At 44.4% G+C, this 21,794-nt stretch carries 21 protein-coding genes; 19 read left to right on the top strand and 2 right to left on the bottom strand.

From position 1 onward, the window contains the following. The first annotated feature begins 12 nt into the window (after nt 1-12). From N1I80_RS17465 to N1I80_RS17450, 4 genes are all read left to right on the top strand, one after another. The gene (locus N1I80_RS17465; protein WP_340739112.1) at nt 13-1,509 is read left to right on the top strand and encodes a sugar ABC transporter ATP-binding protein; all 1,497 of its coding nucleotides are present in this window, start codon (nt 13-15) and stop codon (nt 1,507-1,509) included. After that, the gene (rbsC, locus tag N1I80_RS17460; RefSeq protein WP_340739111.1) at nt 1,496-2,437 is read left to right on the top strand and encodes a ribose ABC transporter permease; all 942 of its coding nucleotides are present in this window, start codon (nt 1,496-1,498) and stop codon (nt 2,435-2,437) included. The genes N1I80_RS17465 and rbsC overlap by 14 nt, the downstream gene beginning before the upstream one ends. Nucleotides 2,438-2,450: 13 nt before the next feature. Beyond that, nucleotides 2,451-3,368, top strand: a complete 918-nt coding sequence (rbsB, locus tag N1I80_RS17455; protein ID WP_340739110.1) for a ribose ABC transporter substrate-binding protein RbsB — start codon at nt 2,451-2,453, stop codon at nt 3,366-3,368. A 283-nt stretch (nt 3,369-3,651) separates the two neighbouring features. Continuing rightward, nucleotides 3,652-3,942, top strand: a complete 291-nt coding sequence (locus N1I80_RS17450; protein WP_340739109.1) for a hypothetical protein — start codon at nt 3,652-3,654, stop codon at nt 3,940-3,942. Here the strand turns inward: N1I80_RS17450 and N1I80_RS17445 are convergent. Continuing rightward, the gene (locus tag N1I80_RS17445; protein WP_340739108.1) at nt 3,931-4,602 is read right to left on the bottom strand and encodes a LytTR family DNA-binding domain-containing protein; all 672 of its coding nucleotides are present in this window, start codon (nt 4,600-4,602) and stop codon (nt 3,931-3,933) included. The genes N1I80_RS17450 and N1I80_RS17445 overlap by 12 nt on opposite strands. Nucleotides 4,603-4,809: 207 nt before the next feature. Here N1I80_RS17445 and aceA point away from each other — a divergent pair, with 207 nt between their 5' ends. The 15 genes from aceA (at nt 4,810) to N1I80_RS17370 (ending at nt 20,619) form a co-directional block, all read left to right on the top strand. Beyond that, a complete protein-coding gene (gene aceA, locus N1I80_RS17440; protein ID WP_340739107.1) occupies nt 4,810-6,090 on the top strand; it encodes an isocitrate lyase in 1,281 nt (426 codons plus the stop codon). A 154-nt stretch (nt 6,091-6,244) separates the two neighbouring features. Then, entirely contained in the window at nt 6,245-7,849 is a 1,605-nt protein-coding gene (gene aceB / locus N1I80_RS17435) for a malate synthase A (RefSeq protein ID WP_340740084.1), read from the top strand. Nucleotides 7,850-7,866: 17 nt separating this feature from the next. Beyond that, a complete protein-coding gene (locus N1I80_RS17430) occupies nt 7,867-7,995 on the top strand; it encodes a YhfH family protein (RefSeq protein WP_340739106.1) in 129 nt (42 codons plus the stop codon). Between the two features lie 239 nt (nt 7,996-8,234). Beyond that, the gene (locus N1I80_RS17425) at nt 8,235-9,401 is read left to right on the top strand and encodes a pyridoxal-phosphate-dependent aminotransferase family protein (protein WP_340739105.1); all 1,167 of its coding nucleotides are present in this window, start codon (nt 8,235-8,237) and stop codon (nt 9,399-9,401) included. Nucleotides 9,402-9,762: 361 nt separating this feature from the next. Continuing rightward, on the top strand, nt 9,763-10,515 hold the full coding sequence (locus tag N1I80_RS17420) for a DeoR/GlpR family DNA-binding transcription regulator (protein WP_340739104.1): 753 nt from the start codon (nt 9,763-9,765) through the stop codon (nt 10,513-10,515). After that, nucleotides 10,512-11,432: a 1-phosphofructokinase gene (gene pfkB / locus N1I80_RS17415; RefSeq protein WP_340739103.1), complete on the top strand. Its 921-nt coding sequence runs from the start codon at nt 10,512-10,514 to the stop codon at nt 11,430-11,432. The genes N1I80_RS17420 and pfkB overlap by 4 nt, the downstream gene beginning before the upstream one ends. Continuing rightward, a complete protein-coding gene (locus tag N1I80_RS17410; protein ID WP_340739102.1) occupies nt 11,432-13,306 on the top strand; it encodes a PTS fructose transporter subunit IIABC in 1,875 nt (624 codons plus the stop codon). Before pfkB ends, N1I80_RS17410 begins: the two co-directional genes overlap by 1 nt. Nucleotides 13,307-13,423: 117 nt before the next feature. Beyond that, the gene (locus tag N1I80_RS17405; RefSeq protein WP_340739101.1) at nt 13,424-13,837 is read left to right on the top strand and encodes a MerR family transcriptional regulator; all 414 of its coding nucleotides are present in this window, start codon (nt 13,424-13,426) and stop codon (nt 13,835-13,837) included. A 4-nt stretch (nt 13,838-13,841) separates the two neighbouring features. Next, entirely contained in the window at nt 13,842-15,359 is a 1,518-nt protein-coding gene (locus tag N1I80_RS17400) for a class I adenylate-forming enzyme family protein (RefSeq protein ID WP_340739100.1), read from the top strand. After that, nucleotides 15,337-17,007 (top strand): acyl-CoA dehydrogenase family protein, encoded by a 1,671-nt coding sequence (locus N1I80_RS17395; RefSeq protein WP_340739099.1) that lies wholly within the window; start codon nt 15,337-15,339, stop codon nt 17,005-17,007. Before N1I80_RS17400 ends, N1I80_RS17395 begins: the two co-directional genes overlap by 23 nt. Nucleotides 17,008-17,135: 128 nt before the next feature. Continuing rightward, nucleotides 17,136-17,750, top strand: a complete 615-nt coding sequence (gene pcp / locus N1I80_RS17390) for a pyroglutamyl-peptidase I (protein ID WP_340739098.1) — start codon at nt 17,136-17,138, stop codon at nt 17,748-17,750. Next, nucleotides 17,740-18,471 carry a 5-oxoprolinase subunit PxpB gene (gene pxpB, locus N1I80_RS17385; protein WP_340739097.1) on the top strand — a complete coding sequence of 244 codons (732 nt, stop codon included), beginning with the start codon at nt 17,740-17,742 and terminating at the stop codon, nt 18,469-18,471. Before pcp ends, pxpB begins: the two co-directional genes overlap by 11 nt. A 6-nt stretch (nt 18,472-18,477) precedes the next feature. Then, on the top strand, nt 18,478-19,257 hold the full coding sequence (locus tag N1I80_RS17380) for a LamB/YcsF family protein (RefSeq protein WP_340739096.1): 780 nt from the start codon (nt 18,478-18,480) through the stop codon (nt 19,255-19,257). Next, nucleotides 19,254-20,117, top strand: a complete 864-nt coding sequence (locus N1I80_RS17375; RefSeq protein WP_340739095.1) for a 5-oxoprolinase subunit C family protein — start codon at nt 19,254-19,256, stop codon at nt 20,115-20,117. The genes N1I80_RS17380 and N1I80_RS17375 overlap by 4 nt, the downstream gene beginning before the upstream one ends. A 97-nt stretch (nt 20,118-20,214) precedes the next feature. Next, nucleotides 20,215-20,619, top strand: a complete 405-nt coding sequence (locus N1I80_RS17370) for a hypothetical protein (protein WP_340739094.1) — start codon at nt 20,215-20,217, stop codon at nt 20,617-20,619. Between the two features lie 299 nt (nt 20,620-20,918). On the opposite strand, the gene N1I80_RS17365 is transcribed toward N1I80_RS17370, so the two are convergent. Next, on the bottom strand, nt 20,919-21,794 hold the full coding sequence (locus N1I80_RS17365; protein ID WP_340739093.1) for a glycerophosphodiester phosphodiesterase family protein: 876 nt from the start codon (nt 21,792-21,794) through the stop codon (nt 20,919-20,921).

The raw sequence follows: 21,794 nt of genomic DNA, 5'->3' as shown, positions 1-21,794 counted from the left end.
GGGTGAACAAGCATGATTGAAATGACCGGAATTTCAAAGGCTTTTGATGGCAACAAAGTACTGAATAACGTTGAATTTACAGTGAAAAAAGGTGAAATCCACGCACTTATGGGTGAAAATGGTGCAGGGAAATCGACGATGATGAAAATATTGACCGGTATTTATGCACGTGATACAGGTGAAGTGAAGGTGAAGGGCAAGCTGGTTGATTTTAAAAATCCGAAAGAAGCAGAGCGCGCGGGAATTGCTGTTATTCATCAGGAGCTGAATATTTTACCGGATTTGACGGTGACAGAAAACCTGTTTCTTGGCAATGAAAAAACCTATGGTAAAAGTGGGATTTTAAAGACGCGTCAGATGAACCGGGATGCAAAAAAGATTTTAGCTGAACTGGGATTGGATGTCGATGTGAATTCAATTGCGCGCGAGCTTTCAGTCGGAAAACAGCAGATTATTGAAATTGCGAAGGCGATGTCCTCGAATGCAGAAGTCATTATTATGGATGAGCCAACAGCTGCATTAACAGATCGAGAAATTGAGACACTGTTTGAGACGATTCGAGCACTACAGGCAACGGGCGTTTCCTTCGTCTATATTTCGCATCGAATGGAAGAGATTTTTGCGATGTGTGATCGGATTACTATTTTACGAGATGGGAATTATGTCGGTGTAAAAGAGATTAAAGAAACATCCTTCGATGAAATTGTACAGATGATGGTTGGGCGAGAGCTCGGGGAACGTTTCCCGGAACGTCATGCTGAAGTTGGAGAGGTTAAATTGACTGCCAATGGATTGACACGCAACGGACATTTCGAGGATGTCTCCTTTGAATTGCGTAAAGGTGAGGTTCTCGGTATTGCAGGTTTGATGGGAGCAGGAAGAACTGAGGTTGCACAGGCGCTTTTTGGTTATCGAAAATTGCATAAAGGTACTATTTTACTCGATGGCAAGCCAGTTAACATTACGAACCCTCTGCAAGCGAAGAAGTTGGGCTTTGGCTATGTCACGGAAGACCGAAAATCGGAGGGACTGATTGTTGAGTTCTCCGTAAAAGACAATCTAAGCTTAACGAATTTTAATAAAATCGCAAGCAACGGCATCATTAAAGGACAGGAAGAACAAGTATTATATGACAGCATGGTTGAGCGTTTGGGTATCCGAACTTCAGGTCCTAGCCAATTGGCGAAATCACTAAGTGGTGGGAATCAACAAAAGGTCGTCATTGCGAAGTGGCTTGGTATTGAGCCAGATGTCTTGATATTGGATGAGCCGACACGTGGTGTTGATGTTGGAGCCAAAAAAGAGATTTACTCCATTATTAATGAGCTTGCTGAAAGAGGTGTCGCAATTTTGATGATTTCATCGGAGCTGCCTGAAATTATCGGGATGGCTGACCGTGTGCTTGTGATGCATGAAGGAACTGTCATGGCAGAATTACAGCAAGAGGAAATGACGCAAGAACGAATTATGCATTATGCTACGGGAGGCGACAAAGTTGCTCAAATCTAATTCACAATCAGTACTTCAAAAGATAGGACCGCTTATTGGATTGCTACTAATTGTCGTAATCATTTCCATTATGAGTCCGAATTTCTTAACATTAAACAACTTACTCAATGTTTTAAGGCAGGTGTCCATTAACGCGTTGATTGCCTTTGGGATGACGTTTGTTATCTTAACGGGAGGGATTGATTTATCAGTCGGATCTATATTAGCGTTAACAGGTGCGGTAACAGCTGGGTTGATGGCTGGTGGCATGGACCCAATTTTAGCAATGTTCCTCGGACTATTGCTTGGTGCAGTTCTTGGTGCCATCAACGGTGTCATTATCGCCAAAGGAAAAGTGGCTCCATTCATTGCCACGCTTGCGACAATGACGATTTATCGTGGATTAACTTTGGTTTATACAGAAGGTAGACCGATTTCAGGACTTGGTGATTCACAAGCGTTCCAACTGTTAGGAAAAGGGTACTTTTTCGGTATTCCAGTACCTGTCATCACGATGGCCATTACGTTTGGTGTTTTGTATTTCATTTTGAAAAAGACGACGTTTGGTCGCCGTGTTTACGCAGTTGGGGGCAACGAGGAAGCGTCCCGTCTGTCAGGAATTAGCGTAGATCGCATTAAGATTTATGTGTACTCATTGACGGGGGCATTAGCTGCACTTGCTGCGTTGATTTTGACTTCACGGCTCAATTCTGCTCAACCTACGGCGGGTAATATGTTTGAACTTGATGCAATTGCTGCGGTTGTGCTCGGTGGGACAAGTTTGACGGGTGGCCGCGGTTGGATTGTAGGAACGTTAATTGGTGCGCTTATTATTGGTGTCTTGAATAATGGTTTGAATTTGATTGGTGTATCCTCCTTTTTCCAGCAAGTGGTGAAGGGTGCAGTTATATTAGTAGCGGTTCTATTGGATCGCAAAAAAACAGCTTAAGGAGATGGGGAAGATGAAGAAAATTCACGTAGCGTTTCTCATGGCAATCATGCTTGTCTTGGCGGCATGTTCGACAGAGGCACCGGGTGCTAAAAAAGAGTCAGGGTCAACAGGTGGAGAGGGAGACTTTACAATCGGTTTCTCGATTTCCACATTGAACAACCCGTTCTTCGTAACATTGAGTGACGGTGCGAAAGAACAAGCAGAGGAAATGGGAGCAAAGTTAACAGTAATTGATGCACAAGACGATGCTGCTAAACAAGCGAGTGATGTGGAAGACTTAATTCAACAAGGTGTCGATTTGATTTTGATCAACCCGACGGATTCTGAAGCAGTTGTAGCGACTGTTCAAACAGCGAATGATGCAGGAATTCCAGTTATTACGGTTGACCGCAGTTCTGAAGGTGGAGAAGTTGTTTCTCACATTGCCTCTGATAACAAAGCGGGCGGCGTATTGGCAGGAGAGTATATGGTTTCCTTGCTTGGTGAAGGTGCAAAAGTAGCTGAGCTAGAAGGAATCGCAGGTTCTTCAGCAGCGCGTGACCGTGGAGCTGGCTTTAATGAAATTGCGGATGGTCAGCTGGATGTTGTTGCTAAGCAAACAGCTAACTTCAATCGTGCAGAAGGCTTGACAGTTATGGAAAATATTCTACAAGCAAACCCTGATATTGCAGGCATTTTCGCTCACAATGATGAGATGGCACTAGGTGCGCTTGAAGCTGTTGAAGCGTCTGGTAAAGATATTAAAGTCGTTGGATTCGATGCAACAGATGATGCAGTGAATTCTGTTCAAGAGGGTAAGCTGGCGGGTACTGTTGCTCAAAAACCTGAATTGATTGGTAAAAAAGCGATAGAGGCAGCTGTTCAATCACTTAAAGGTGAGACAGTAGAGGCTTCTATTCCAGTTGAGTTAGAATTGATTAAAAAATGATGCATTGACAACAAGCCGTTGGAGAATCAACCTCCTAGCGGCTTGTTTTTTAGTGCTGGAAATGAATTTTCTTCTGCACGCAATACCTGGAGCTTGACGCGCAAAGAAGCGTCTCCCGCGCGCAAAGAAGTGTCTCCCGCGCGCAAAGAAGTGTCTCCCGCGCACCGAAGTGTCCCCCGCGCGCACCGAAGTGTCCCCCGCGCGCACCGAAGTGTCCCCCGCGCGCACCGAAGTGTCCCCCGCGCGCACCGAAGTGTCTCCCGCGCGCAAAGAAGCGTCCCCCGTGCGCACCGAAGTGTCTCCCGCGCGCAAAGAAGCGTCTCCCACGCGCAACGAAGCGTCACCCGCGCGCAAAGAAGCGTCTCCCGCGCGTAAAGTAGTGTCTCCCACGCGCAAAGTAGTGTCTCCCGCGCGCAATGACGTGTCTCCCGCGCGCAATGACGTGTCTCCCGCGCGTAATGCCGTGTCTCTCGCGCGCAAAGTGGTGTCCCCCGCGCGCAAAGTGGTGTCTCCCGCGTGTAATATCGTGTCTCCCGCGCGCAAAACAATCCTATTCTCCCAATCAAAACCCTAGCGCTTTCCTCACTTCATTGGCATAAGTCTGGCTAACGGGTAATTCGGTGCCGTCCTTTAGTACAAGGATAAGATTCGAAGAGAAATCTCTCGTGATGCGCTGAATATAGGGAATGTTGACGATATAGGAGCGATGGACGCGCAAAAAAGTGTTGGGTAGCCGTAAGTGTAAATCCTTCAATGTATGACTTGTATTAAAGCGCTCATTTTCAGCATAAAACCACGTTTTCTTTTGCAAGCTTTCTATATAACTAATCTGTTCAATCGGCAGTAGACTCCAATCATCCTGATGTTTTCCAGTGAGGAAGCGAAATGGTTCATGTTTTAGCACATGATAGTTGGGAGGTAAGATGACAATCAATGCACCTCGCTCGCCACGCAACTCGATGGGGTAGCCGATGCCGTAATAGGGCACACCAAACATTGAATTATCCATAATGGTATCGACTTTTCGGCGTTCCATAATGACTCGATCCGCAATACTCCCGGGTCTCACCACTTGCCCTTCTTTTAATTGGATGTCGTGCAATCCAGCAGCGTAGTAAACATAGTGCTCGCCAATTGCGATGGCAATGGCCGCATCCTTTGGTATCCAATCTTCCATTAGTAGAACGTATTGCAGTAAAACCTCTTTCGAAATTGCTGTTTTCTCTATTGTCATATCCTCTTCCCCCTTCGATTCTGTTAGTCATCTATCATATAAACCATTTCATCCTTCGAAAACACTGTTTTGTCTAAATGTACAGACAGTTTTAATTTTCTGTTATATATTACTGTATAACAACTTTAGCTGTTATGAAACAGTACGAAAGCATTAATTTTTCGAAACAGCTGAACGTTAAAAAAATGGGAAGGTGTGGGGGAAAATATGACTAGACAACAACAGATTGCACAATTGGAGAAAAGCTGGGCGGAGGATAGCCGTTGGAAAGGGATTGAGCGTCCTTATTCTGCGGAGGATGTTGTGAAACTTCGTGGGTCCATTCTAATCGATCATACGCTAGCAACAAAAGGGGCGGATCGTTTATGGAAGTCCCTTCATGAGGAAGATTTTATCAATGCACTAGGAGCTTTGACAGGAAATCAGGCTGTGCAACAAGTAAAGGCTGGTCTACAAGCAATCTATCTAAGTGGTTGGCAAGTGGCTGCAGATGCGAATCTGTCAGGTCAAATGTATCCAGACCAAAGTTTATATCCAGCAAACAGCGTGCCTTCAGTTGTTAAACGTATTAACCAAGCCCTTCAACGGGCAGACCAAATCGATCATGCAGAAGGACGCGATGACGGGTTTGACTGGTTTGCACCGATTGTAGCAGATGCCGAAGCGGGCTTTGGTGGACCTCTAAATGTATTCGAATTAATGAAGGGCATGATTGAAGCGGGCGCAGCAGGCGTTCACTTGGAAGACCAACTGGCATCTGAAAAAAAATGTGGCCACTTGGGCGGTAAAGTATTGCTGCCGACACAAAATGCCATTCGTAACTTAGTGGCTGCAAGACTGGCGGCTGATGTACTAGGTGTGCCGACTGTGCTAATCTCACGGACTGATGCTGATGCAGCGGATATGGTGACAAGCGATATTGACCCAGTAGACAAAGATTTCCTAACAGGAGAACGTACACCTGAAGGATTTTATCGTACAAAACCTGGGATCGACCAAGCGATTGCGCGTGGATTGGCTTATGCGCCATATGCAGATCTTGTCTGGTGTGAAACGTCCCATCCTTCATTAGAAGAAGCAAAGCAATTTGCGGATGCGATTCATGCGAAATTCCCAGGCAAAAAACTAGCTTACAATTGTTCACCTTCTTTTAACTGGGAAGCGAATTTGGATCAAGAAACGATTGCTAAATATCAAGTAGAGCTCGGTAAAATGGGTTACAAATTCCAGTTTGTGACACTTGCAGGCTTCCACTCGTTGAATCACAGCATGTTCAACCTGGCACATGATTATAAAGACAATGGCATGACAGCTTATTCGAAATTGCAACAAGCTGAATTTGCGAATGAAGACAAGGGCTACACAGCGACTAGACACCAACGCGAAGTAGGTACAGGGTACTTTGATGAAGTATCACAAATCATTTCTGGTGGTACATCTTCGACGACAGCGATGCAAGGTTCAACGGAAGTCGCGCAGTTTGTTTGATTTCTGTAAGTTGTAATAAAAAGTCTTCTCAACATCGCTCGGCGCTTGGGGATGCCTCTCACGACCCCGGTAGGCGCCTTCGCTGGAAAGTAGATAAACTCAAGAGTTCAACCAATATAGTTAATTAAAAAGAAAATCGGGGAGGGTGATCAATCTGTCTACGGGGCAAGCAACATCACATTCAATCAAAGTTTTAGGGGAGTTAACGGCTGAGAGTGAAGAAATTTTAACGCCGCAAGCATTGGCGTTTCTGCAATCTCTTCATGACACGTTTGACGGAAGAAGGAAAGACTTGCTTGCGAAGCGACAACAGCGACAGCAAGATATTGATCGGGGGGTCAAACTGGATTTCTTGCCTGAAACGAAGTCGATTCGGGAAGGGGATTGGACGATTGCACCGCTTCCCCATGATCTTCAAGATAGACGGGTAGAAATTACGGGACCCGTTGATCGAAAAATGGTCATCAATGCATTGAATTCTGGTGCAAAAACGTTCATGGCTTGCTTTGAAGATGCGACGTCTCCAACATGGGCAAACATGCTGGAAGGTCAACTCAATATGAAGGATGCTGTTCGCGGGACGATTGAGTTTGAACAGCAGTCTAATGGCAAGACGTATAAGCTGAACGACGATATCGCAGTGTTGATGATTCGACCGCGAGGCTTGCATTTATTGGAGAAAAATGTTGTTGTCAATGGGGAGTCGATGGCAGGGAGTTTCTTCGATTTTGGACTATACATGTTCCATAATGCAAAGGAATTAGTAGCAAAAGGCTCGGGCCCTTACTTTTATTTACCGAAGCTAGAGAGCCATCTGGAAGCGAGATTGTGGAATGATATCTTTGTTTTTGCACAGCAGCAACTCGGCATTCCGCAAGGTACAATCCGCGCAACGGTATTAATTGAAACGATTATGGCGGCGTTTGAGATGGATGAAATTTTGTATGAGCTCCGGGATCATTCAGCAGGATTGAATTGTGGACGTTGGGATTATATTTTCAGCTTCATCAAACGACTACGCAATCGTCCGGATGTTATTTTACCGGATCGTGGGCAAGTGACGATGACGTCCCCGTTCATGCGGGCGTACACATTGCTTTGTGTGCAAACTTGCCATAAACGGAATGCACCAGCCATTGGGGGAATGGCGGCGCAAATTCCGATTAAAAATGATCCGCAAGCAAATGACGAGGCTTTTGCAAAAGTCAGTGAAGATAAGCGGCGGGAAGCAACAGACGGACATGATGGTACATGGGTAGCACATCCGGGACTTGTTGCCGTCGCGTTGGAGCAATTTAACGAACATATGCCGACGCCGAATCAGATTGATCGCAAAAGGCAGGATGTCCAAGTGACTGCGGAAGATTTAGTAGAAGTGCCACTTGGAACAATTACAGAACAAGGATTGCGGATGAATTGCAGTGTCGGCGTTCAGTATATGGCTTCTTGGTTTAGAGGAAACGGTGCAGCGCCCATTAATAATTTAATGGAAGATGCTGCGACCGCGGAAATTTCAAGGTCACAAGTGTGGCAATGGATTCGCCATGCACAAGGGAAATTGGAGGATGGCCGCGACATTACAGAACAATTGGTGTTGGATATATTGAAGGAAGAACTAGAAGTGATTAAGCAGAAAGTCGGTGAAGGCAATTTCCATACAGGGAAATACGAACAGGCGGCTGAACTGTTTTCAGCATTGACCTTGCAAAACGATTTTGAAGAATTTTTGACCTTGCCTGGGTATGACAACATAACATGACAATGGAGGAGATCAGTATGCAAACGAACACGAACAGAAGTGACAAGCCGAAAAAGATTTGTCGGGAATGCGGTTGTGAAATTGTAGAGAAGGTGGAATCTCCTCTCTATGAATGTGAGCGGTGCATGGGTTTGAATGAAGAATGACATGGAACGGCTCTATTCCTTTACTGAGGAGTGGGCCGTTTTTATTGTGAATAAAGGGTTTTCGTGATGTCTATGGAAGTAGTCTAGTAATCATGTATTGTGACCGGCACGGGAGGTGTTATGCTCGCCATGTATGGTGTTATGACCGCCATGGACAAGATTATGACCGTCATAAGTCTGATTATGCTCGCTAGCTAATGACTCCACAAGTATTCTAAAAAAGTAAGGGGGAATTATTTATGCGTAATGAAGAAATGTTGTTAATACCAGGTCCGACACCAGTTGTCGATTCAATTTATAATGCGATGGCCAGTGAAACAAGAGGGCATACCGATCCACGCTTTGTCGCCATTTATAAAAATGCCATTGAGCAGACGAGAACAATGCTGCAAACAGATGGGGAAGTGTTTGTCGTTGCTGGCTCAGGAACGATCGCGATGGAAATGGCGCTCGTCAATACCGTCGTTGCCGGTGAAAAAATATTGGTCATTAGCCAAGGCTATTTCGGCGATCGTTTTATTACATTGGGGCAGGCTTTTGGCATTGAAGTAGACGTCTTGCAGACGGAATGGGGCAAACAGGTTGATCTCGCAGACGTAGAAGCAAAATTGGCAGAAGGTCATTATAAAGCAGTGACGATTACACATGCGGATACATCGACAGGCGTTGCAGCAGATTTAGATGCACTCATACCGATTATGAAAAAGCATGGAGCACTCGTCATTTTAGATGGTGTCTGTGCAACGGCTGCGATGGAAGAGAATATGAGTAAAACTTACGGTCATCCAGACTATAAGATTGACATTATTTTGACGGGCTCCCAAAAAGCAATCGGCGTACCACCGGGCCTGGCGATTGTGGCCTTTAACCAAACGGCACTGGCTGCGCGGAAGCAAATTGAGCGTGTCCCTGCTTATTATTGCGATATTTACAATTGGATTCCGATTATGAATGATCCATCTAAATACTTTGCCACACCTCCTGTGAACTTGATTTATGCTTACAATGAAGGTATGCGACTCGTTTTGGAGGAAGGTATGTCAGCAAGAATTACGCGTCATACTGCATTTGGTAAAGCGGTGCGTGCAGCTTTAGGCGAATACGGCATGACGGCATTAGCCGATGAAACCGTTGCAGCTTCAACGTTAAGCTGTATTTTATATCCAGATGGTGTGGACGACGCAGCATTCCGTTCAGCACTGGCCAAAAAAGGCGTCATCGTCGCAGGTGCGCTCGCTCATTTAGCAGGGAAAGCATTCCGTATTGGGCATATGGGCAATACGACGGAAGCGATGTTGGAGCAGGCAATTGAATTGATTGGCGACACGTTGAATGAAATCGGTCATGGAGTAGATGTCGAGAAGGCTGTTGGGCGATTTAAGGAAGAAGTAATACTAAATGTTTGACACCATACGAACAAGTCATTCTGGTAGTGAACCAGGATGGCTTTTTTTCATGAAATCGGACAGCTTGAGTGAGATATGAATGATGATAAAGTCCTAATTCGCCAATAAGTTTCTGTTAAGCGCCAATAACCTAGCTCTAACCGCCAATAAGTGGATTTTGTTCGCCAATAAACAGCTGGTGAACGCCAATAACTTAATGTAATGCTGACTCTTGTTACCTATTTCATCTAATAAAAATCAAATTCCGTCACAAGTAATCATTAATCGAGAAGTATTTGACCGGTTTTGAATGTTTGTGATTGCTTTTATTCGTAATTCGGTTATAATTGAAATATACAGATAACCGTGGAGGCGATTTTTCTTGTTAACCTCGGAAAGACATCAGTTAATATTGCAGATGGTGAAAGAACAAGGTGTTGTTAAAATTCAAGATTTGGTGGATGCGACGCAGGCTTCTGAGTCAACGATTCGAAGAGATTTAACGGTGCTGGAGGAAGAACGATTTTTAAAGCGCGTGCATGGTGGAGCAGCTAAATTGCATGGTATGACGATTGAACCGAGTATGCCGGAAAAAGCGAATCGAAATTTGAGCGAGAAACAAAAGATTGCGATGTATGCAGCTAGTTTAGTTGAGGAAGGCGATTGCATTTATTTGGATGCTGGTTCAACGATTACAGAAATGATTGATTATCTGCCAGAAAAAGACCTTGTTGTGGTGACAAACGGTTTGATGCATGTTGAACGATTATTGGATAAGGGTATACGTGTCTATGTGACTGGCGGTTATGCGAAGCCCGGGACCCGTGCACTTGCGGGCGGTAGTGCATTAGGTAGTTTAGAACAATATCACTTTGACAAATGTTTTTTAGGAGCAAACGGTATTCATACGGTTCATGGATTTACGACGCCTGATCCTGAGGAAGCTTTAGTAAAAAAGAAAGCGCTGTCAATGTCGCGAGAAACGTTTGTGCTAGCAGATCACACGAAGTTTGGTGAGATTTCATTTGCCAAAATTACAGACTTGAAAAAGATTACGATTATCACAGACGAGTTAGATGAAGACATCATTGATTTATATAAAGATAAAACAACAGTAAAGGTTGTGATGATATGATTTATACATTGACATTAAATCCTTCGATTGATTACTTAATCACACTTGAACGCTTGCAACTGGGTGCGTTAAATCGGATTGAGCAGGATGCCAAATTTCCGGGTGGCAAAGGCATTAACGTGTCACGTGTGCTGAAGCGATTAGGAGTGGACAGCAGACCATTAGGGTTTATCGGCGGTTTTACAGGTGCTTATTTGGAGCGCTATTTAGAAACAGAGCAAATTTTAACAGATTTTGTGCATGTACAAGAAGATACACGTATTAATGTGAAGTTAACGACGGATGTTGAAACAGAGATTAATGGGCAAGGACCGATGATTACGAAATCGGAGTATGAGCAGCTTCAAGTGAAGATTAAGTATCTTCCAGAAGGCAGCACGTTAATTTTATCAGGTAGTGTGCCGGCGGCTTTACCGGAAACAACGTATGAGGATTTAATTAAAATATGTGTAGAAAATGGTGTGCAGTTTGTAGTGGATGCAGAAGGTGATTTATTGCAAAAAGCCATTGCTTATCGTCCTTTTCTCATTAAGCCGAACCATCATGAGTTGGGTGGATTGTTTGATGTTGAGATTACGGAACCGGCGGCAGCGATTCCTTATGCAAGGCAGTTGGTAGAGCAGGGCGCACAAAATGTCATTGTGTCATTAGCTGGAAAAGGCGCTGTGTTTGTCAATGCGGAGCTTGCGTTGATTTCATCGGTGCCTGTTGGTGAATTACAAAGTTCAGTAGGGGCAGGTGATTCATTGGTAGCAGGATTTTTGGCAAAGTATTTGCAAACGAACGATGTTGAGGCGGCATTCAAGTACGGTGTGGCAACAGGGAGTGCAACGGCGTTTTCAGTTGGCTTGGCAACGAAAGAAAGAATCGAACAGTTATATCCAAAAGTAACGATTATTGAAAGGAGCGAATACTAATGAAAATCACTGATTTATTAACGCGAGAAACGATTGTTTTGTCCATGAAGGGTGCCGATAAAAAAGGGGCCATTGAAGAACTGATCAACCAATTAGACAAAGCAGGGAAGCTTACTAATCCGGTAGATTTTAAGAAAGCTATTTTTGCGAGAGAAGCACAGAGTACGACAGGTATTGGAGAGGGCATTGCGATTCCGCATGCCAAAACAACAGCTGTAAAAGCACCTGCGATTGCGTTTGGTAAGTCAGAAAATGGTATTGATTTTCAGTCATTAGACAACAGTCCAGCCCATTTGTTCTTCATGATAGCTGCTCCGGACGGTGCCAATGACACGCATTTAGCGGCGCTGGCACGTCTATCGGGTCTGTTAATGAATGAAGAGGTTCGAAGACTACTGCTTGCGGCCAATTCGGAGGATGAAATTTTAGCGATTATTAACCAGCATGATCAAGAGGATGAAGAGCAAGCAGTAGAAGCGATTCCGACAGGCGGTCAAAGTGTTGTCGCTGTGACGGCTTGTCCTACTGGGATTGCGCATACGTATATGGCGGCAGATGCGTTGAAAGCTAAAGCTGGAGAAATGGGCATTGCGATTAAAGTGGAAACGAACGGTTCTGGTGGTGTGAAAAATGCATTAACGAAGGAAGATATTAAAAATGCGACGGCTGTCATTATAGCGGCAGATACAAAGGTGGATACCAATCGTTTTATTGGTAAGCATGTGATTCAAGTGCCTGTTGCTGCTGGGATTCGTCGACCACAGGAACTGATTGAAAAAGCAGTCAATCAAGATGCGCCTATTTTTCGAGGTGACGGTAGTAAGACCGGTGGGGCAAGTGAAGAAGGAACAGCGAAGAAATCATACTTTTATAAGCATTTAATGAATGGTGTTTCAAATATGCTACCGTTCGTTGTCGGTGGCGGGATCTTAATCGCGATTTCGTTTATGTTTGGGATTCTTTCAGCAAATCCGGATGATCCATCTTATAATGAATTTGCAGCGGCATTGATGACAATCGGTGGCGGCAATGCATTTGGATTAATGATTCCTGTGCTTGCTGGTTTTATCGCGATGAGTATTGCGGATCGTCCTGGGTTTGCGCCTGGGATGGTCGCTGGATTGATGGCTGCAACAGGTGGCGCAGGTTTCCTTGGTGGTTTAATCGCTGGATTCTTGGCCGGCTATATCGTTTTATTGCTGAAAAAAGCCTTTTCGGGGCTTCCGTCTTCATTGGAGGGCATCAAGCCAGTATTACTGTATCCGTTATTTGGGATATTCTTCACAGGGATTATTATGTTGTATGTAGTGATGGACCCTGTTACAGCACTTAACGCAGGACTTTCTAATTGGTTGAATGGTCTAGGAACAGGGAACTTAGTATTGATGGGTGTTATTCTAGCGGGCATGATGGCAGTTGATATGGGTGGACCGATCAATAAAGCAGCCTTTACATTTGGGATTGCCATGATTGACGCCGGTAACTTTGCGCCACACGCCGCCATTATGGCGGGTGGAATGGTGCCGCCACTTGGGATAGCACTTGCCACAACTATCTTCAAAAATAAGTTTACGAAGGCAGAAAAAGATGCTGGAAAAACGAACTATATTATGGGAGCAACCTTTATAACAGAAGGGGCCATTCCGTTTGCAGCCGCAGACCCAATGCGTGTGCTGCCGGCAGCGATTATCGGCTCGGCTGTTGCCGGTGGATTGACGGCAATGTTTAAAATTGGCTTGCCAGCTCCACATGGTGGAATATTTGTGACGTGGATTATCGAAGGGAATCCATTCTTATACCTTCTTGCCATCGTAGTGGGAAGTTTGGTCACGGCATTGATTTTGGGGCTGTGGAAGAAACCTGTTCAGGTGTAATTAAATATGTTGTGACAACCCCATTTCGTGTAGTAGCGAAATGGGGTTTTTATATGAGTAAAATATACTTTTCGACTTGACCTTAACGTTAGCGTCAATGCTAAACTAATAACAAGGTTGAATATTCAAATATATCTAAAGGGGGAGGCAGCTATCAAGGATATTAGTGAGGTTGCAAGGATATATGGGGTATCAACGCGTACCATTCGTTATTACGAAGAGCTTGGGTTGTTACAACCAGATCGAACGAAGGGCAACAAGCGAATTTATTCGAAAGCAGAAATTGTAAAATTGCGGCTCATCCTTCGTGGCAAACGTTATGGTTTCACGTTGGATGAAATCAAGGAAATGATTTTGCTGTTCGATAAAGACCGCACGGGGCGTAAGCAATTGGAGCGCACCATTGAATTTGGTCATGAAAAAGTTGACCAAATAGAAGCAAAGATTCAAGAGCTGACGGATATGAAAGCGGAAATGGAACAGCTTCTTGCTGGCTTCGCGAACAAGTTAAACGACCTAAAGGGGGAGTAGGGAAATGAATAGTTCACAATTGGTGGCACGCAATGCAAGAAAATATCCACAGACGGAAGCGGTTGTAGGAATGGGGAAACGCCATACGTATCAAGAGTTGGATAGATTAGTGAACCAGTTTGCACATGGATTACAGCGTCTTGAGATTGGGCAAGGGGATAGGGTTGTTCTTTATATGCCAAACGTTCCGGAATTCGCGATTGCTTATTTTGCTGTGCAGCGTCTAGGGGCTATTATTGTGCCTATTAATGCTCGGATGACACTTACGGAAATCGACTATGTGCTAGATGATTCCGGAGCTAAAGCGCTCATTGTCCACGACTTATTGTTTGAAGCTGTCAAAGAGTTGAGCAGCAAATTGCTGTTAATCAAAACAGGGGGAGTGCATAAAGGCTGGACTAGTTTTGACGCGATATTGACAGAGGATGGTACACCAATTGACTGTAATTTACCAGAGTTTGCTGAGTCGACAATATTATATACATCGGGGACGACAGGCAAGCCAAAGGGCGTTTTGTTTAGTTATAAAAATATCCTAACGGTTGCGCAAATGATTTGTGTAGAGATGGAAATGAAACCTGAAAGTCGCCTACTAATTATGATGCCGCTTAGCCATTCTGCTCCACTCCATCTGTTATTTATGGCGGGTCTTATTGTAGGGGCGACGAGTGTGTTAACACCGACATTTACACCTGATTTGCTAATCGATATGGTTGAACAGGAGAAAACGACACATTTCTTTGGAGCGCCTGTTGCTTATTTATTGACGGCGAAGCATCCGAAAATGGCAACTGCCGATTTGTCCTCAATGGAGTGGTGGATCTACGGAGGAGCTCCTTTATCGAAAACGGAAGTTGAATTTGTTCAGCACGCTTTTCAAACAGATAATTTAGTTTGTGTTTATGGGCTTACAGAAGCAGGACCAAACGGAACTTTATTGACTGGAAGTGAGCATGCGACGAAGGCTGGAAGTATTGGAAAGAGGGCGGCTCTTCATGCCGAAATCATGGTGGCAAATGCTGCTGGTGAAGCTATTCAGTCTGGTGAAGTCGGTGAAATTCTATTGCGCGGGGAAGGCAATATGATTGGTTACTATAAAAATGAGCAAGCAACAGCAGAAACATATACCGGGGACTGGTTGAAAACAGGCGATTTGGCGAGAGTCGATGAGGATGGTTACATTTGGATTGTTGATCGTAAGAAGGATTTAATCATTTCTGGTGGGGTTAATATTTATCCGAAGGAAGTGGAGGACATTCTAGTTACTCATCCGTCCATCAGTGAGGTGGCGGTTGTCGGTGTGCCACATCCAGAGTGGGGTGAGACTGTGAAAGCGTATTTTGCGGCAAGTGAACAGTTAAATCCGGAAGAGGTCAAAAAGTTTGCCGAGGAGCAATTGGCGCATTATAAGGTTCCACGTCTGTACGAACAAGTCGATGCATTGCCGCGGAATGCATCTGGAAAAATACTCAAGCAACCACTGAGAAAGAGGGATAATCATGGTACTACAACAACGGATTGATAGCGAACTAGAAAAGAACTTTTTTGAATATGATCGTACACTCCAAATGATATTGAAGAAATCTTTATCACCAGAATTTTACACTTATGCGCAGCAGCAATTAATGAGTTTTGGGGCTTTAGCTGCCAATGAAATTGATGAGCGTGCTAGACATACAGATCGGGAAGGGCAACCTCGCTTAGAAAAATATGATAAATATGGTGATGATGTATCGCAAGTCTGGGTCAATGAAGGCTATAAGAAAACGGTGGAGGAAACGTACCGCACAGGGATTGTCGGGTATGTGCATAAAGAGATACCTGAATTAGGTCATAAGGGGAACTATGTATACAGTTTTGCGCAAGGCTATTTATTGTCACAGGCAGAGCCCGGATTCCATTGTCCGGTGACATTGACGCAAGCAACGGCCTATTTACTTGATCATTATGCCAGTGATGAAGTGAAAAAGAGGTTTCTGCCGCATGTTTGTGCAACGGGGGACGTGGAATTATTTGAAGGGGCGACCTTTCTAACGGAAAGGCAAGGCGGATCTGATGTTGGGGCTAATGTTGTAAAAGCGGTGGCAGCTGGTGATAATTATCGCCTATATGGTGAAAAATATTTTGCGTCCAATGCTGGTATGGCGGGTGTTGCGATGGTTCTTGCGCGGATGGAAGGGGCCCCGGAAGGCTCGCGTGGTTTGAGTTTATTTGCAGTGCCTTGGCGACAAGAGGATGGTTCGTTAAATGGCATCCAGATTCGTAGACTGAAAGATAAGCTTGGCGTCAAAGCGGTACCATCTGGAGAAGTAGAATTCGATGGTGCGCTGGCCTATGTTGTAGGTGATCCATCACGAGGCTTCTATTACATGATGGAAGCATTGAACTTATCGCGTATTTGCAACGCTATTGCGTCCCTTGGCATCATGCGCCGTGCGTTCAATGAGGCGTCCATGTATGCAGATAGACGCAATGCGTTCGGTAAAAAATTAACGGACTTTCCGATGATTCGTGAAAGTCTAGCAACGATGAAGGCAAAGCTAGAAATCGAGCTAGCTACCACATTTGATTTGATTCAGCTATACGACAAAGTAACTGCTGGTAAGGCTTCAGACGAGGAAATTGTGTTGAACCGTTTAAAAATTGCACTCTTGAAAAAAGAAACAGCGGAGCAAGCTATTCATTATTCTCATGAAGCGATTGAGATGCACGGCGGCAATGGTTACATCGAGGATTTTGTTACGCCAAGGCTGCTGCGCGATGCACAAGTGCTAACCGTATGGGAAGGAACAGCCAATATTCTAGGGCTAGAACTCATTCGGCTGGTCAATAAATTCAGTGCACATACCTTATTTATGGATGAAATGACGACGAGGCTCGATGCTGTTCCTGATACTGACTGGCGCAAGCGAGTAGTTGGTGAAGCTGAAAAATTGGCAATAGATCTTGCAACGTTTGCGAGGCTAGATCCTAATCAACAAACGATTGAAGCCAAAGCATTAATGCACGAAATGGCACTGCTCTATGAAGCAGTAATCGCTCTGGAATGGGCAGCTCAGTATGGTGGTCAGCATGAAAAACTGATGGAAATCTTCATTGAAACGAATTGGTCGGAGCGTGTAGTTGGTGAGACGAAGAAAAGTGTGACGTATTTTGAAACTGTAATGTAACTCGTAAATCCCTTACGGCTCATTGGAGTGCGTAGGGGATTTACTAAATTTAATAGAGGGAGTATTGTGAAATTATTTGATAGTCGGTACACTAAAAGCACTAGTTATAAGAAAGTAGGTCATCCATCATGAAAACACTTTTACTTACAGGGTTTGAACCCTTTTTAACGTACACCGTCAATCCGACGATGAAAATTGTAGAAGAACTTCACGGCACAATAATCGGTAACTATAAAATCCATAGTGAAGTGTTGACAGTAGATTTTCAATCTTCTGGGGAACAAATTCTCAAGTCTATTGCAAAGCTTCAACCAGATGCTGTTCTATCACTAGGATTAGCAGGTGGACGCTACAAAATGACACCCGAGCGAATTGCTATTAATGTCAAAGATGGTGAGCCGGATAATAACGGCCATAAGCCAGTTGATGAAGTCATTCAGGCGGAGGGGCAAGCGGGTTATCTATCGACATTGCCCGTTCGTGCAATGGTGAATGGGTTACTAGAGGCAGGATTGCCTGCCGAAATTTCGGATACAGCGGGTACTTATTTATGCAACAACGTCATGTACGAGGCATTGCATTATGCGGCAACACAACGTCCGACGATGAAGTCTGGCTTTCTCCATATTCCGGCTTCGCATGAATTGGCTATCCAACATGGACGAATTCCGAGCTGGTCACATGAAGATTTGAAAAAGGGTGTTGCTGTATGTATCGGAGTGTTAGCTGCCGATGAAGCTTAATCATAGATTTATGCCGTCTGCCATGGTGATAAGTGAACAATCGATTCGGTTTGATTTCAAGGCGTCTTCTCATCAGGATATTCGACAATTTTGCTCCTTTATTGAAAGCTATCATGGTTCTTTTCTCGAAGAGGTTGTGCCAAGTATGAATACTGTCACAGTATTTTATAGGAAAAAGATTGTTGATTCATGTAAACTGCTAGAAGAATTGCGTGTGAAATGGCTGGAGGAAACGGATTGTGAAGTAATGGTCAAGACGCGATTCATAGACGTTCCTGTGTGCTATGATGAACGATTTAGTGAAGACCTGCCAAGGGTTATGACACATACGGGATTGACACGGGGCGAAGTCATTGCCCTACATACGGGGACATCTTATACGGTGTATATGATTGGCTTTTTGCCGGGTTTTCCGTATTTAGGCGACTTACCAACCTCGTTACATGTGCCACGATTGGCACAACCACGCTTACGTGTGCCGAAAGGAACTGTTGGGATTGGGGGGACACAAACAGGCATCTATCCGATTGAATCGCCAGGCGGATGGAATATCATTGGACGAACGCCACTCGACCTTTACAGCCTGCAACGTGCGGATCCATTTCTCATTCATGCAGGCGATCAGTTGTTTTTTCGTGCCATCTCGATGGATGTTTATCATGAAATGAAAGAAGAGTTAAAGAAAGACTCTACTAGGATTCAACAGTTTGTAAAGGAGTGATACAAGATGCGAATCGATTTAAATGCAGATGTTGGAGAAAGCTATGGTTCCTTTACAATTGGGGAAGACGCGGCACTGTTTGCCTCCATTACATCGGCTAATATTACATCGGCTAATATTGCATGCGGATTTCATGCGGGTGATTTTAATGTCATGCGCCAAACGGTGGAGATGGCGGTCAACCATAATGTCTCCATTGGTGCGCATCCTGGATATCCGGATATCCAAGGATTTGGGAGAAGGGCGATGGCGATGCCACCTCGTGAAATTTATAATGCCGTTGTTTATCAAATTGGTGCTTTGAAGCAATTTTGTGCGATTCAAGACGTGGCAGTGACGCATGTTAAGCCGCACGGGGCCCTTTATAATACAGCGGCAATCGATTTGGGGGTTGCTGAAGCCATTGCCGAGGCTGTTTATGATTCGGTACCAGAGGCGCATCTCTTTGGACTTTGTCACAGTGAATTGTTGAACGCTGGGAAAAGAATTGGATTACAAACAGCAGGGGAGGCATTTGCTGATCGGCGTTATGGCGAGGATGGCAGGTTGTGCTCACGCCTATTGCCGACGGCTGTTCTGCATACATACGAAGAAATTGAGCAGCAAGTGATGGACATCGTGCTTCACGGACGTGTGCAAACGATAGCAGGCACTACAATTGCAATAGAGGCTGATACATTGTGCTTTCATGGTGATGGCAGAGATGTAGCAAAGTATGTCAAACAGATGCGCCAAGCCCTAGAAACAGCGGGCGTCCGTATTTGTTCGCTCGGTACAGCAATATGATTCCATTATTTCGGGTCGTCAAAGCCGGTGTTTATGCCTCTATTCAAGATCGTGGCCGATTTGGCTATCGTCGTTTCGGCATGCCTGTCGCTGGACCGATGGATCAACAGGCTTTCCAACTTGGGCAGAAAATTATGGGGAACGAAGAGAATGGCAATGCGCTAGAACTCTTTTTAGGTGGATTAACAGTGGAAGTACTAACCGATCATCGAATCATTATTACGGGAGCTGATTTAGGTGCAGTGATAGAAGGGGGCGAGGTCGCGCCATTGTGGAAAACGTTTATGATTCGGCAAGGGCAGCTCATTTCATTCACAAAACCGTTGAATGGCGCGATTGCCTATCTCATTCCAGAAGGTGGATTAGCAGTGCCAATCGTTTTGGGAAGTAGTTCGAGTTATCCGAGAGGGTTGATTGGTGAATCGATTAAAAAAGATGTAGTTCTATATGCCAATCGCTTACCGCAGCAGCGATTGAATCGTGGAATACGCTTGGACAAAATCCCAGATTATGCGCAAGACATCACAGTTGAATTGTTCAAGAGTCCGCATTTAGATTTATTTAAACAAGCGAGCATTGAACGTTTTTTGCAGGCGACTTACACGTATCGTGGCGGAGATCGAATGGGTTATTTCTTTAATGGCCCTGCACTAGAATTCATCAACAGTGGAGATATTGTCAGCGAAGCGACTCAATTCGGCACGGTGCAAGTGCCATCGAATGGGCAGCCGATTATTCTGATGGCCGACGCCCAAACGACAGGCGGTTACGCGACAATTGGTACGGTCGTCAAAGCAGATTTGCCGAAAGTTGCCCAATTAAAAAATGGTGGACAGATTCAATTTAGCTATCGACAATAAGCCGCATGGACCAGTCAATGGATTGTGCGGCTTATTTGATATGGAAGGAGGCTTGTAGTTAAAAGGAAGATGATAACGTGAAGGAAGGTGTGCATAGATGGAAAAATTGCTTAAACAAGTGATGACGGAGCTTCAGGGATTTCGACAAGAAGTCAATAATAAGTTTGAACAAGTGGACAGGCGTTTTGATGTAATGGATGATAAGTTTGAACAAGTGGACAAGCGTTTTGATGCTGTAGACCAGCGCTTTGATGGCGTAGATCAACGTTTGGAGCAACTAGAACAGGGGCAAGTTGAAATTAAAGATACCCGCCATAGTGCTACATTAAAGACTGAAAACTTTACGGCTATACGTCAAGAAATGCGTGAGAAGATTGTTGATACGCAAGCAGATGTCAATTTATTGTTTAACTTGATTCAGCAGAAGTCCCCCACTTCTATAAGTGGCGGGATGAATGCCAGAAGAGCATTTCAATTAGAGGGAGTTCAAACTCCCTGCTGATTCAAGTTAAGCCTCCGGCGGATGTCACAGATTTTGAAGGGAGTTAATTGCGCAAGCGCAATTCAAAATCTGGACGCAATTACGCCGAGGCGTAATTGATAGAAGTAGAAGGTCTAAAAAGGCAGACTTTTAAGCTCGAACAAAGGATAAGTAATTGAATGACCTATAAAATATAGCAGTCCCCAAAGTGATGAATGATTACTTTCGGGACTGTTTTTTGTTGTGAGCGGATGAAAAAATTACAAAACGGTACTTAGAGAAGCCTGCACAGCATAAGGATAGATAAAGCAGCATGGATATTAGTTGGCATCCATGCTGCTTTTTTCGTCTCTTAAGCGAACGGCGATATCTGGGTTGTCTGTAAATATGCCATCGACGCCGTGAATCATAAGTGTACGCATCATTTCTTCATCGTTGACTGTAAAAGCATGGACATCCAATCCTTCTTTATGCATAGCATCGACGAATTTTTTAGTTACAGTTTTTCCATCGATACCAATGCCGGAAGCGTAGTTACTAAGATCACGTAGTTCTTTTTTTGATAGGTGAGCAGTTTTGTTAAATGTGTATAACTTAATAAGCGGAATGGTAGGTTCCCTATCAAATACTTTTTTTAAACTGTCCGCATCAAACGATTGGATAACGACTTTCGGCATGTCATTCTCCGAGCTAAGTAGACCATGCGCTCGAAGTTGACGAAGTAATTCTGTTTCTATACCTGGATAGGAGCTGGGTGATTTTATTTCAATATAATAGTTGACTGTATGGCCAAAATGACGAATGATTTCATCCAATCCAATTACACGTAAATCTTCATATGCAACTGAGGCGTACTTAGGATTCTCTGCGTTAAATTCTTCCCCCAGAGTATATAGCTTCAGCTCATCGAACGTAATATCCATGATGGCCCGGTCAACCGTCGGGAATGACACGACGGTATCATGAAAGGCTACAAGTTTCCCGTCTTTTGTCAGCTGTAGGTCTAGCTCGATATAATCTGAACCCATTTGTACGGCTAATTCATAGGCAGCAAGTGTGTGATCAGGTGCATAAGCAGATGCCCCGCGATGTGCGATGACAAGAAGGTCATCAGTTGGTAACGGTGCTCGTTGTACGGATGGCTGTGTACATCCAGACATGATTAGGAGGAAAGTGAGTAACAGTATTTTTTTCAT

The organism is Sporosarcina sp. FSL K6-3457 (assembly GCF_038007285.1).
GTDB lineage: Bacteria > Bacillota > Bacilli > Bacillales_A > Planococcaceae > Sporosarcina.
Note: the sequence above shows the minus strand (reverse complement) of the source record. Positions and strands in the feature narration are given on the sequence as shown.

Bases quoted from the DNA above. Each gene is read 5' to 3' on its own strand.
- N1I80_RS17465 (WP_340739112.1), top strand. From the start codon at position 13: ATGATTGAAATGACCGGAATTTCAAAGGCTTTTGATGGCAACAAAGTA.
- rbsB (WP_340739110.1), top strand. From the start codon at position 2,451: ATGAAGAAAATTCACGTAGCGTTTCTCATGGCAATCATGCTTGTCTTG.
- N1I80_RS17400 (WP_340739100.1), top strand. From the start codon at position 13,842: ATGAATAGTTCACAATTGGTGGCACGCAATGCAAGAAAATATCCACAG.
- N1I80_RS17410 (WP_340739102.1), top strand. From the start codon at position 11,432: ATGAAAATCACTGATTTATTAACGCGAGAAACGATTGTTTTGTCCATG.
- N1I80_RS17430 (WP_340739106.1), top strand. From the start codon at position 7,867: ATGCAAACGAACACGAACAGAAGTGACAAGCCGAAAAAGATTTGTCGG.
- N1I80_RS17395 (WP_340739099.1), top strand. From the start codon at position 15,337: ATGGTACTACAACAACGGATTGATAGCGAACTAGAAAAGAACTTTTTT.
- pcp (WP_340739098.1), top strand. From the start codon at position 17,136: ATGAAAACACTTTTACTTACAGGGTTTGAACCCTTTTTAACGTACACC.
- N1I80_RS17445 (WP_340739108.1), bottom strand. From the start codon at position 4,602: ATGACAATAGAGAAAACAGCAATTTCGAAAGAGGTTTTACTGCAATAC.
- pfkB (WP_340739103.1), top strand. From the start codon at position 10,512: ATGATTTATACATTGACATTAAATCCTTCGATTGATTACTTAATCACA.
- pxpB (WP_340739097.1), top strand. From the start codon at position 17,740: ATGAAGCTTAATCATAGATTTATGCCGTCTGCCATGGTGATAAGTGAA.
- N1I80_RS17425 (WP_340739105.1), top strand. From the start codon at position 8,235: ATGCGTAATGAAGAAATGTTGTTAATACCAGGTCCGACACCAGTTGTC.
- aceA (WP_340739107.1), top strand. From the start codon at position 4,810: ATGACTAGACAACAACAGATTGCACAATTGGAGAAAAGCTGGGCGGAG.
- N1I80_RS17375 (WP_340739095.1), top strand. From the start codon at position 19,254: ATGATTCCATTATTTCGGGTCGTCAAAGCCGGTGTTTATGCCTCTATT.
- N1I80_RS17370 (WP_340739094.1), top strand. From the start codon at position 20,215: ATGGAAAAATTGCTTAAACAAGTGATGACGGAGCTTCAGGGATTTCGA.
- N1I80_RS17365 (WP_340739093.1), bottom strand. From the start codon at position 21,794: ATGAAAAAAATACTGTTACTCACTTTCCTCCTAATCATGTCTGGATGT.
- N1I80_RS17380 (WP_340739096.1), top strand. From the start codon at position 18,478: ATGCGAATCGATTTAAATGCAGATGTTGGAGAAAGCTATGGTTCCTTT.